The 11,097-nt window shown below is 41.5% G+C and carries 13 protein-coding genes and 1 pseudogene; all 14 read left to right on the forward strand.

Annotated features, from left to right (window positions below):
• Positions 1–29: 29 nt before the first annotated feature.
• Positions 30–590: a hypothetical protein gene (locus FIV01_RS15010; protein ID WP_152431818.1), complete on the forward strand. Its 561-nt coding sequence runs from the start codon at positions 30–32 to the stop codon at positions 588–590.
• A 110-nt stretch (positions 591–700) separates the two neighbouring features.
• A complete protein-coding gene (locus FIV01_RS15015) occupies positions 701–1,177 on the forward strand; it encodes a SycD/LcrH family type III secretion system chaperone (RefSeq protein WP_152431819.1) in 477 nt (158 codons plus the stop codon).
• Between the two features lie 3 nt (positions 1,178–1,180).
• Entirely contained in the window at positions 1,181–2,188 is a 1,008-nt protein-coding gene (gene sctE / locus FIV01_RS15020; protein WP_152431820.1) for a type III secretion system translocon subunit SseC family protein, read from the forward strand.
• Positions 2,189–2,198: 10 nt separating this feature from the next.
• Complete coding sequence (locus tag FIV01_RS15025) at positions 2,199–2,966, forward strand: hypothetical protein (protein ID WP_152431821.1); 768 nt, start codon at positions 2,199–2,201, stop codon at positions 2,964–2,966.
• A 77-nt stretch (positions 2,967–3,043) separates the two neighbouring features.
• Positions 3,044–4,195, forward strand: coding sequence for an anthrax toxin-like adenylyl cyclase domain-containing protein (locus FIV01_RS15030; protein WP_172971856.1), 1,152 nt, complete (start codon positions 3,044–3,046; stop codon positions 4,193–4,195).
• A 169-nt stretch (positions 4,196–4,364) separates the two neighbouring features.
• Positions 4,365–5,735, forward strand: a complete 1,371-nt coding sequence (locus tag FIV01_RS15035; RefSeq protein WP_152431823.1) for a FliI/YscN family ATPase — start codon at positions 4,365–4,367, stop codon at positions 5,733–5,735.
• A gap of 3 nt (positions 5,736–5,738) precedes the next feature.
• Positions 5,739–6,206, forward strand: a complete 468-nt coding sequence (locus FIV01_RS15040; protein WP_152431824.1) for a type III secretion system stalk subunit SctO — start codon at positions 5,739–5,741, stop codon at positions 6,204–6,206.
• Entirely contained in the window at positions 6,166–6,684 is a 519-nt protein-coding gene (locus FIV01_RS15045) for a hypothetical protein (RefSeq protein WP_152431825.1), read from the forward strand. The genes FIV01_RS15040 and FIV01_RS15045 overlap by 41 nt, the downstream gene beginning before the upstream one ends.
• The gene (locus tag FIV01_RS15050; RefSeq protein ID WP_152431826.1) at positions 6,674–7,663 is read left to right on the forward strand and encodes a hypothetical protein; all 990 of its coding nucleotides are present in this window, start codon (positions 6,674–6,676) and stop codon (positions 7,661–7,663) included. Before FIV01_RS15045 ends, FIV01_RS15050 begins: the two co-directional genes overlap by 11 nt.
• Positions 7,656–8,312: a type III secretion system export apparatus subunit SctR gene (gene sctR / locus FIV01_RS15055; RefSeq protein ID WP_152431827.1), complete on the forward strand. Its 657-nt coding sequence runs from the start codon at positions 7,656–7,658 to the stop codon at positions 8,310–8,312. Before FIV01_RS15050 ends, sctR begins: the two co-directional genes overlap by 8 nt.
• Before the next feature lie 9 nt (positions 8,313–8,321).
• Positions 8,322–8,588 carry a type III secretion system export apparatus subunit SctS gene (gene sctS, locus FIV01_RS15060; protein WP_152431828.1) on the forward strand — a complete coding sequence of 89 codons (267 nt, stop codon included), beginning with the start codon at positions 8,322–8,324 and terminating at the stop codon, positions 8,586–8,588.
• 6 nt (positions 8,589–8,594) lie between these two features.
• A complete protein-coding gene (gene sctT, locus FIV01_RS15065; RefSeq protein ID WP_152431829.1) occupies positions 8,595–9,374 on the forward strand; it encodes a type III secretion system export apparatus subunit SctT in 780 nt (259 codons plus the stop codon).
• A 3-nt stretch (positions 9,375–9,377) separates the two neighbouring features.
• Positions 9,378–10,424, forward strand: a complete 1,047-nt coding sequence (gene sctU, locus FIV01_RS15070; protein ID WP_152431830.1) for a type III secretion system export apparatus subunit SctU — start codon at positions 9,378–9,380, stop codon at positions 10,422–10,424.
• 419 nt (positions 10,425–10,843) lie between these two features.
• Positions 10,844–10,989: pseudogene (locus tag FIV01_RS15075) on the forward strand (IS982 family transposase); the annotation flags it as partial.
• Positions 10,990–11,097: the final 108 nt, after the last annotated feature.

Raw genomic sequence — 11,097 nt, forward strand, 5'->3', positions numbered from 1 at the left:
TACATTAGATAAACTAAAAGGTAGAAAATATGACTACAGTAACTGGTACCAACAGTACAACACTTTTTTCTGGTATGGAACAAACAGAGCAAATGTCGCTATCGCAGCTTAAAGCAGCCGTTATGCATGATAGAGCAACAGAAACTGAGGAAAACGTGCGCTTTAAATTGGTGGATATGCAGCAACAAACCAATGAAATGAAAGCGATTAATGATGTTATGCAAATGCTGCGAAATGATATCAGCAATATCAATGGCAATAAGGACGATAGTAAGGGAACAATGTCTGCAGAGGTTGTACAGTTTCTCTCCGACAACGTTAATGGTTTTACACCCAACCCCCCATCATTAATAGGTGGAAATTTGATTACAGGGGAGCTTTTTTATGGTGAGGCCAAATATACAAGGGCAGATATGCAGCTGCAATTAGATAATGTAAAGGCAGTGTATGACAACCTTGCATCACAAGGTTCAATCGACATGATTCGTACCAACGACGCAATGTCCAAAAATAAAAATGCTGTGGATGCATATAGCACTATTGTCAAGAATGACGGTGATGCTAAAGAAGGTATTATCCGCAACATGTAGTGAATGGTAATAGACATATATTTTGTGCTTAATGCTAAAAATTAAAGGGTTGTATAGACATCGACCTATATCTTGAAAATGATATTACTAAATATTTATAAGGATGAGAAATGGAAGAAGAATCAGTAAAAAACTGCACTCAAGAAGATATTTTGCAATATCTGAAAGGTGGAGGAACATTAGCTGAGCTTCATGAGTTTAGCCCAACAACATTAGAAACAGTCTATCATGCTGCTTTTAATTACTACAATATGGGTAGCTATGAAGAAGCAGTTAGTATATTTCAATTTCTATGTGCGTTCGACCACTTCAAAGTGAAGTATTTTATTGGCCTTGGTTCATGTCTATTTATGCTTAAGCAATATGACTCTGCGATAGAGACATATAGTTATGCAGGCCTTATAGACGGTGATGACCCTAGACCTCCCTATTATTCTGCTAAGTGCCATTTAATGCTGGGCAAACACCAAGCAGCGGCAAGTGGATTTTTCGCGGCAAGCCAAATGAGTGGAAATTACAATCAATTTGATGACATTTGTGCGGATGCAAAAAGACGTTATAAAAAAATGAACTTAATTGAGGGATAAATTATGGAAATAACTGGAATGCTATCAAGCATAATCAAGAATAGCCTTGATAACGTGCAAACCGAGGCCAGCAATGTAAACAATGTACCAAATAAAAGCCTTAGTCATGATATTCCTGTGACTGTGAGTGAGAGTCATGTCCAAGAGAGTGGCTCAAATGCACCAGTTTTAGAGGAACCTGCTGGTCAACAAACCGATATCTATGCAGCCTTGATGTTGGCACGAGCTGCAATGCAAGACAGTCAAGTCAAATTCTCGCAGACCGATGTAAAAGCGGCTCGAGAGCAGAATAAAGCGGCACATGAAGACCGAATTGCCCAGCAAGAAAAAGCCATTGAAAAAATGGAAAAGGCTAAGAAAGGTGGCTTGTTCAAAAAAATATTTGGCTGGATAGCAACAGTTGCGGTTGCTATCGCTGCAATCGCAACAACGGTAGCGACGTTTGGCGCTGCTGCACCAGCCGGAGCGGCAGCGATAGCTGGAGCTGTTGGAGCAATGGTAGGAGCTGGATTAATGGTGGGACAGCAAGTTGCTGCTGAATTTGGTGTGTCACTAACAGAAAAAATAGCCGTTGGACTCACTAAAGCTTTTGGCTTGAGTGAAAAAGTAGCGCAATTAATTGCGGACATAGGCTTTGGTATAGCTGTAACTGCGCTAACACTTGGTGGTGCAGCAGCGGCAAGCGCTACTAAAGCGGCAACGAATACTATCAGTAGCGTTGCTAATACTGTAAACAAGGTTTCGCAAGGCATTGCAGGTGCTGGTGCGGTTGGTCAAGGTAGCAGTCAAATTGCGACCAGTACTCTTTCTCACCAAGCAGCCAAAGCCCAAGCAGATGCGAAAGAAACGCTTGCAGAAATCGCCAAGAATCAGGCGCAGATGGAAGAAATGGAAGAAGCGATAAAAGATGCTTTGTCTAAGCGAGGTGAGATCATGGATTTGGTGATTGCTGCCATGAAAGAGAATACAAATTCACAAAATGGGATCATCAGACATGGTCTAACAGCATAAGGATATTGTTATGACAACGATAGTTAATGTTAACCCTACAAATAGTACTTTGTTCCACGAAGGCTTAGAAACTTTAGAATCGAATAAAGCGAACGATGTAAGGCATCCTCAGGTTCCCGTAGTTGCAGTACAAGGTGCTGAGCGAGGTATTAAACATGAAGTTGGTGATTTAGAGCTACCTCAGGATAACTTATTTTCTCAAGCCCATGTGAAAGGAGCGTTAGCCGCAATTGGTGGTACTGAGGGCTCTGAAGTTAGCCTTGCTGAAACACTAATTTTATTCCATCAAATGTCTATGGAGCACAAAGAAGCTGAAAGGCAAGAGCGCAAAGCGAATGTCGCGGCCATTCAGACATCGATACATAGTCAGGCAGATAAAATTCGTGATAGTGCGAGAAGTTCGTTTATCGGAGGCATTGTATCAGGCGCTACATCAATTGTTGGAGGTTTGACAACCATGCGTGCTTCATTCAAGTCCGTGAAGCTTAATCTCAACGAGCAGCAGACCCAACAAGTTATGGGATTTGCAAATGGAAAATCTCAAATATATAACGCAGCGGGAGGTATGGTTAATTCTGTTATGGAACTTCATGCGGGTAATGCGAAAGCAGAAGGTAAGGAACTTGAAGCGGAGCAAGCTGGTTATGAAGCGTTGAAAGAGGATTCCAAAGCAAGGTTTGATTACTCCAAACAATTGATGGAAGAAGTCAAAGACGCTTTGAAGAATTATTCTGAAACTAACAATCAAATGATGTCGAGTATTGTGCAAAGCATGTAAATAAAAATAGCCACTTGTTCTAAACAAGTGGCTATTTTTTTGTGTTATTGCTTGGTTGTTTGTTAAAGGGAATGTCCATGATTAATGTTAGCTCTGGAATAGATACTCGTTCAATAGGCAGACATGATGCCAATTTCTCTCAGAGCTCTGGCGCAGAAAAGATGGCTGAAGCAGAGATAAGGGAGTTGTTCTCTCTGCACAGTGTTGGAATGCCAGTCGATCATGCTAAAAAGTTGCAGTCCGTAGCCAAAGAAAAAAATACAGTATTTGGTATTCGCCCCGTTGAGTCAATGGTTCGCCAGCTGATAATAGAGAACTATCCAACTAAGGGATTTAAGGTTAAGGGGAAAAGTTCAAACTGGGGGCCTCAAGCAGGATTTATATGTGAAAAACAACAACTTAGCAAGAGGGAGAGTAGGAGGCCAGAAGATATAGAGAAACTAAATACCGCGATTCAAGAGGGCAAGAAAAACGGCGCTTATACAGTGTCAGATTTAAGAATTAGCAGAGCAAGAATTTCCGAGTTAGTCTCAGAGCTCGGTCTAATAACTACATCCGGCAACGGCCATAAAATTAGTATTCAAGCTAAATCTCCTAGTAAAGCTGATTATTCTTTTCAAGCTATCCAAGGAGCTGATGGCCTATATACCATTTATGAAGATGCGGCTGATAAGCCAATTCAAGTTTTGTCTCATCCGGCTACCAATGCCCCTTTAACAGCAGATTATGATTTGTTCTTTATTGCTCCACCCATAGAAGAACATTCACAATCCGGTATAGACTCAAGACCAAATACTGCCGTTACATACTCTGAGTTACCAAACGATCCGTTATCATATGGTGACTTCTATTCCCGAGAAGATAAAGATATGGGAAATATATCTCCACGTGTTCGTGATCTTGTTGGATCTTTAAATGAGGTACTAGGCCGCGGAGAAAACCTTGAAATGTTTCATCATAGTGATGATGCGGGTAATCCTGTTTCTGATATGCTAGATAATTTCCCTGCCACTTTTTATCTGCCACACCCTATAGACTCGATGATTGACGGTAATCGCTACCAATATAAAGAGGTGACGGTTATCAGCGGCAGTGAAGAATATAAAGATTTTGTTCGATGTATAAAAGATAATGGGTATCATTTTACTAGTAACCCCAAATGGGATACGCCAAATCGCCCTGTTTTTGAGGAGGCTAGAGAAAAGTTTGAAGCGTTGCGTTACAGGTGAACGACCTTAACTCGGAATCGAACTGCTCTGGGGTCAAGGAAAGATCATTAGGTATCTTATTGAGATAATGAAAGTGATATTTATCTAAATTTATATTTTTATGAGTTCTTTTCGAACGTGCCTAGATACACTCAACTCAACCAGTTCTTACGTCGATGATTGATGGAAAATGTCACAATATAAACAACCCCCGTTTGGCGAGTTCGATATCTCTTCTAAGCTCAATCACCTTCACGAACGTTTATCTGTTCCTGTGAATTTTCAAAAAGCGGGCAAGGTAGTTGGTGTTACCGGCAATATGATAAAAGCCTTGATGCCAAGTGCAGCCATAGGACATATGTGTTACCTCAAAACACCAGGCCAACCAGTTCTCTATGCTGAAGTGATTGCAATTCAGTCACCTTATACACTGCTTGCCCCTTTAGGAGAAGCTCGTGGACTTTCAAATCTTACTCGAATTATAAATACGCGTAAGCAGCATGAGATAGAGGTAGGTGATCACCTTCTTGGTACAGTACTAAATGGTCTCGGTGAGCGTTTTCCTTCAACCGCATTTTCCTCAGTATCTTCCACCAAGGACACTCAAAAAACGATGAGGGCCGTGTTTCAAGGTGCTCCAGACCCAATGACTCGACCACCAATAAGTTCCCATATTTCTCTTGGAGTCAGAGCCATAGATAGCATGCTTACAATGGGCGAAGGACAGAGAATGGGTATTTTCGCCGCCGCAGGTGGTGGTAAGAGTACATTGTTATCGATGATCATCGCCAATACAGAAGCAGAAGTCGTGGTATTGGCATTGGTTGGCGAACGTGGCCGAGAAGTCCGAGAATTTATTGAAATGCACATGGATGAAGAAACACGTAAAAAAGCCGTACTGGTTATTGCGACTTCAGACAGACCATCAATGGAAAGGGCAAGAGCGGCGCTAGTTGCGACAACGGTAGCCGAGCATTTCAGAGAAAAAGGGAAAAAGGTATTGCTCATGGTTGACTCGTTAACCCGTTATGCTCGAGCACTTCGTGAAATGGGTTTGTCTGCTGGTGAACCACCAACTCGACGAGGCTTCCCTCCATCTGTGTTTGAACAATTACCACTTCTATTAGAGAGACCGGGTATCACTGAGCAAGGTTCGATAAGTGCGTTATATACGGTACTTGTTGAAGGTGACGATATGACGGAGCCAGTCGCTGATGAAACTCGTTCTATTTTGGATGGGCATATTATTCTCTCTAGGGAATTGGCTGCGGCGGCACATTATCCGGCAATTGATGTTCTCCGTAGTGCCAGCCGAGTTATGAATCAAATTACTTCAGAAGATCATTTGGCGAGTGCAAATAAAATCAGGAAATGGATGGCTACGTATGAGAAAAATGAGATGCTCGTACGGCTGGGAGAGTATCAAAAAGGGAGTGACCCTGACTTAGATATTGCTATCGCAAAGCGTCCACAAATTCAAACATTATTGCAGCAAGGTACACACGAGTTTTCAGATTTTTCTGAGAGCCTGCAACAACTGGAATTGACAGGGCTTGGGTAATTAATGGACTGGAAGATTCTCGAAGATATAAAGCGTAAACGTAAAGATACCGCAGCTAAAGAGATGAAAGAGAGATTATCTGCCTATCAAAAAAGTGAGCAAGACGTGTCCGAGCAAGAAGCTATTCATACTCAATTGCTTTCCTCTCTGCAGCAGATATCTCAGTCGCCTTTTAGTGAGAATGTGCCACTTAGTAAAGAGGCGCTGAATAACTGGCAACAACAAGTTGCCGCTGCAAAAAATAAAGTAAATGAGTCTGCCAACACTATTGTGAAGCTAAAAAAAACCTCACAAGAACATTTTTCACAATGGGAAAGTGCGCAATCGTGTTATCAATCTGCTCACAAGAAATACGAAAAATGTGTGGAGATCCGAAAAGAAGATGACAAACACCAATTTCAACTTGAGCTTCTCGAAGCAGACAAACAACTTGACGAGTTCTTACCCAAGCAAGGCAAAAACAACATATAACTCTAAAGAAGGTGATTACAGGAACCAGGAGGAAAGAAACGACTTTCGCGACAAGTATGGAGAAGGTAAAAAGCGGCAAGAAGAAGAGTTCTTGTTCAATGGGTTGGTGTTTGGGCAACAGAACATTTTTGAAGCGCCTTCGCCAATTGAGGAGCCAAACACAAGCCATGTAAATAGCGTTCGTGCGATCGTTCGCGAGTGGGCCGAAAAGCTGTGGGCTAGCCACAATGGTGAGACACTCAGGATTACCGCCAGAGCTGGTGAAATCCCAGTAACAATCACTTCATGTCTTGCAAATGGCATGGCCAATATTTCTATTTCATGTACTAACCCAGCCTTTCTGGAACGAATGAAACAACATCGTGCTGAATTAGATCGCAAGCAATCAATCGCAAGAGTAAGTTTTGAGTTAATTACTGACTGTCCATTTTCTCTCCATCTGGGCCAACATCACGATGAGGAACACCATGATGAATAGTACTACATTAATTGCCTCTGAATGGCTGGCCCAGTACAAGAGCAGCTATCAATGCCCTAATAAGGCTTGTACATGGCAACTCTCTCAAGCGTCTATGCAAGCAGATATGAAATTAGTAGGCTTATGGCAAGGCAAGCAATTCGAACTTTTTTGCTCGGCTCAGCAGGCTCTTGCGCGCGTATCTCCTCCAGTGACACCTAAAGTGTTCGAAAGCCTTCCTCAAACAGTAAGGCAACTTTTGATCCAAACCGTCTGTGAGCAATGGTTTTTTTTAGTTGGCGATGACTATCCGGACATTTCTGCTGTTGAGATAATTACTGATACTGAATTTGATTGTCAATTAACTTGCTCTTTGTCAACCGATGTGGAGGAAAGTGGTCAGCAATTTATTAGCTGGTTTTTTAATGCTGATAGTCCCGGAAACCTTCCATTATTAGACGCTTTACTCCTCGAATGGCCTAAGGTAGAGATTGTCGACCAACCTCAACCGCCCAATTTTTTGAGGTTTATATCAGGTGTACAGCCACTAACAGAAGAAGAATTATTAAATCTCCACACCGGATCTCTAATTCGTCAAGGTTATATTTTTTATCCTAGCATAGCGCTTGCTGATTGCTCTTCAAACAACCACAAAGGGCTACCCAATGACGTAACCCTGTATACAGGCACGGCGGAAGAAAATTATTATGCCGATAACGGCCTTGATATATCTATGGTACATGAGGGAAGCTCTTGGCTTATATATGAAGTCGCCAGTATGACAGCGACAAAAACGCAGTTTGAGAACTTCCTTGAACAGGGCATTCATGATGACGCGCTCACCCAACAATTGAGTGGGAGTACAGTAAACATCTATTTCTTCAATCGACAAAAGGAAATTGTTTATTGTGGGCAAGGAGAAATTGTACTTTTTCTTGAGAGTTATGCTGTACATATTTCCCATTGGATTAACCCACTAAAGCAGGTCGAACATGTTTAATACACCAGATGCTTTTACCCTAATAGGTGGCTTGACCTTAGTAGGTTTGCTTCCTTTTATCACTGTGATGGCAACTTCTTTTGTGAAAATATCGATTATTTTTGTTCTGATCAGGAATGCTCTTGGCGTACAGCAAGCACCACCTAATATGGCAATGAACGGTCTTGCATTGGTACTAACTATTTTCATTATGGCTCCAGTAGCATATGAGTGTCATCAGATTGCTCTTGAAGTCGGAACTGAGTGGGAGAACAGCAAGGAAGCACTTCAGGGCATTGGGCATATACTAGAGCCATATCGTCAGTTTCTACTAAATAAAGTAAGCCAAGACGAAGTGGATTTTTTTGCCGATACTGCGAAACAGCTCTGGCCACCAGAACATAGGGATATTATTGATAACGAAAGCTTTCTAGTGTTGATCCCTGCTTATACGGTAAGCGAGCTTACTTCAGCATTTGAAGTGGGTTTTATACTCTACCTACCGTTTATCGCTATTGATCTAATTGTGTCCAATATTTTGTTAGCGATGGGGATGATGATGGTTTCACCTATGACTATCTCTCTACCTTTTAAGTTACTGCTCTTTGTATTGCTGGATGGTTGGACACGATTAACCCACGGAATTGTATTAAGTTACCAAATCGGGTGAGGAACATTAATGGAAGAGTCACAATTGATCTCCCTGACTGCTCAGGCTATGTATTTAACATTAATTCTTTCGCTACCAACTATCGTTGTAGCGGCAGCCGTAGGTGTTATTATCGCGCTAATCCAGGCCCTAACGCAGGTTCAGGAACAAACGTTAGCATTTGTTGTTAAATTAGTTGCCGTCGTAGGGGTAATGTTTGCTACTGGACATTGGTTTGGCAGCCAAATATACCACTTTAGTCTGCAAATTTTTGAATCTCTACCCAAAGTGTTGTAGTGCGATATGGATGGGTTAAATGAGCTTCTGATCTCTTTCAGTCTTTGCCTACCAAGATTAATTGGTGCAATGATACTGATCCCGGGTTTTTCGACTCGTGTGCTGGGTGGTCAAATGGTACGTAATACCATCGCCGCGGTACTTGCTCTACCATTATTTCCAATGGTATCAGCGGATATAAACCAGCTTGATGCCACGAGTTTTCTTATCGCTATTGCAATAAAAGAAGCATTAATTGGGTTACTGATTGGCTTTATAACAGCCATTCCATTTCAAGCTATAGAAAGTGCAGGATTTATTATTGATAACCAACGTGGGGCATCAATGGCGATGACGATGAATCCTCTTTCAAATGAGCAGACAAGTCCGCTTGGGATACTTTTGAACCAAGCTGGCTGCGCAATATTTTTTTCATTTGGCTTTGTACTCATATGGTTAGGGGCAATGTACCATTCCTATGTTCTGTGGCCCGTAAACGATATGCTGCCACCATTTACCCAAAACGCGACTTTAACTGCATTACAAGCTTTTAGTCATATTATGGAAATTGCATGGCGCTTAGCTGCTCCAGCGGTGATTGTTATGTTTTTGGCTGAATTTGGCTTGGGGTTAATGAATCGATTTGTCCCTCAAATGAACGTATTTATATTGGCAATGCCAATAAAAAGTGCTTTAGCCATCTTAATTCTTATCTTATACCTGAACCTAATGTTCGAGGCGTTTCTCGAAGAAATGCTTGTTTTTATTGACTTCACCTCATGGATGACGGCGTTTTTAGGAGGCTAAAGCATGGAAGAAAAAACAGAGAAGCCGACCCCTAAAAAAATCAAAGATGCACGAAAAAAAGGTCAGGTCGCAAAGAGTAAGGAAATACCTTCGTTAGCCCTTATGCTCACGACTCTGATTTGGCTACTTCTAGATTCTGGCCGAATTAGCGTAAAACTAGAAGAACTTTTCTCAGTGACTGGCTTTTTAGAAATCGCGAGCTTTTCCAAAGCGGCTGAAGGCGCAATAAACCATTCGTTAGGTATTGTGATGGAAGTTCTTTTGCCTTTTTTGCTGCTTGTTGTTGTGGTTGGTATCTTTTCAAATATTGGCCAATTTGGACCATTATTTGCGCCTGAATCAATGAAGTTAGATATTAAAAAAATAGATCCAATATCAGGCGCAAAAAAAATATTTTGCAAGAAAAATTTTATCGAGTTTTTACTTTCGCTCATTAAAGTGATTATCTTTTCAATCACTGTAGCATTCGTGATATATACTGAGATCCCCAATATTTTGCAGTTGCCATATGCTTCGGCCAATTCCATTCTTCCCGTTGCAGCGCAGCTATTCATCTCTCTGTTTGTTATTGTTACAGCCCCTCTTTTTGTGATTGCTATTCTCGATCTGCTATTTCAGAGGCACAACCATGAGAAGGAACTGAAAATGAGCAAGGACGAGGTAAAGCGAGAATACAAACAAAGTGAAGGAAACCCAGAAATAAAGCAAAAACGAAAAGAGTTTCATAATGAAATTCAGTCTGGCGGTATGAAAAAGCAGTTAAAGAAAACGTCGGTCGTTATCGCCAACCCAACCCACATAACCGTTGGTCTTTTTTATGATAAAGCTGATGCTCCGATCCCTGTCGTTTCTTTAAAATACACGGGTAAGCAAGCATTACGTCTCAAAAAACTTGCCCAAAAAAACAACATTCCTATTGTTGAGAACGTCCCTCTAGCGAGAGGCTTATACGCAGACGCTGATCTTTATGAATCCATTCCTAGAGTACATTTTGAAGCCGTATCTGATGTCATAAAATGGGTGAATTCTCTGAATCATCAAGACAACTAGTTTACAACAGAGCTATGAAGGAGAACTAACATTTGGGTGAAATGAGAATCCGAGGCAAACAGGGCCTAAATGTCAGAGGGCCAAACTCGGTTAATGGGCATAACCACTCTCAATTATCTGCAGGGTTAGTAGGGCTTTCAGCGTCGAACAGAACGATGACATCTAATAGCGCAGTAAGACGGCAGCAAATGATGTAATTAGGAGGCTAGACAGAGAAATCTTGAGCTATGGCGGGACCGGGAATCAGCAGTGTAAACCAGAGAAGATCTTCAACGAGGACGTTCAAAACCTGAGTCAGCTAATTGTGGCTAGATATCTAAGACGTCATCCAAGCGCCCATCAAAATGAATCGCTAACTGAGACAATGTCATATTCCAGTTTTAGATTGGCATTGTCCACTTCTTAGAAGCATTCAATAACTCAAAAACATATCCCAGATAGAACATTCTCGTCACCGAAGTTTACATGGCTTTATGTTGAACTTACTAGGAGGACTCATTGCGTATTGCCTAAAACTCCGACATAGCCGTTATTAAACATCACGAAAACCGAAAATTGGGGCTGATGGCAATGGCTTAAACCGATCTCAGGTTAGTCAACAACACCTATGGTTGCGGATAATCTCCACCGGCGGTTTTTGATTTTTTTATTACTGTTTTTGTCTTTTTTATCA

The sequence above is a fragment of the Vibrio aquimaris genome (genome assembly GCF_009363415.1).
In the GTDB taxonomy this organism is placed as follows: domain Bacteria; phylum Pseudomonadota; class Gammaproteobacteria; order Enterobacterales; family Vibrionaceae; genus Vibrio; species Vibrio aquimaris.

Coding starts and splice junctions, on each gene's coding strand:
- sctR (WP_152431827.1), top strand. CDS start 7,656: ATGTTTAATACACCAGATGCTTTTACCCTAATAGGTGGCTTGACCTTA.
- FIV01_RS15025 (WP_152431821.1), top strand. CDS start 2,199: ATGACAACGATAGTTAATGTTAACCCTACAAATAGTACTTTGTTCCAC.
- FIV01_RS15030 (WP_172971856.1), top strand. CDS start 3,044: ATGATTAATGTTAGCTCTGGAATAGATACTCGTTCAATAGGCAGACAT.
- FIV01_RS15015 (WP_152431819.1), top strand. CDS start 701: ATGGAAGAAGAATCAGTAAAAAACTGCACTCAAGAAGATATTTTGCAA.
- sctU (WP_152431830.1), top strand. CDS start 9,378: ATGGAAGAAAAAACAGAGAAGCCGACCCCTAAAAAAATCAAAGATGCA.
- FIV01_RS15050 (WP_152431826.1), top strand. CDS start 6,674: ATGATGAATAGTACTACATTAATTGCCTCTGAATGGCTGGCCCAGTAC.
- FIV01_RS15010 (WP_152431818.1), top strand. CDS start 30: ATGACTACAGTAACTGGTACCAACAGTACAACACTTTTTTCTGGTATG.
- sctS (WP_152431828.1), top strand. CDS start 8,322: ATGGAAGAGTCACAATTGATCTCCCTGACTGCTCAGGCTATGTATTTA.
- FIV01_RS15035 (WP_152431823.1), top strand. CDS start 4,365: ATGTCACAATATAAACAACCCCCGTTTGGCGAGTTCGATATCTCTTCT.
- FIV01_RS15040 (WP_152431824.1), top strand. CDS start 5,739: ATGGACTGGAAGATTCTCGAAGATATAAAGCGTAAACGTAAAGATACC.
- sctE (WP_152431820.1), top strand. CDS start 1,181: ATGGAAATAACTGGAATGCTATCAAGCATAATCAAGAATAGCCTTGAT.
- sctT (WP_152431829.1), top strand. CDS start 8,595: ATGGATGGGTTAAATGAGCTTCTGATCTCTTTCAGTCTTTGCCTACCA.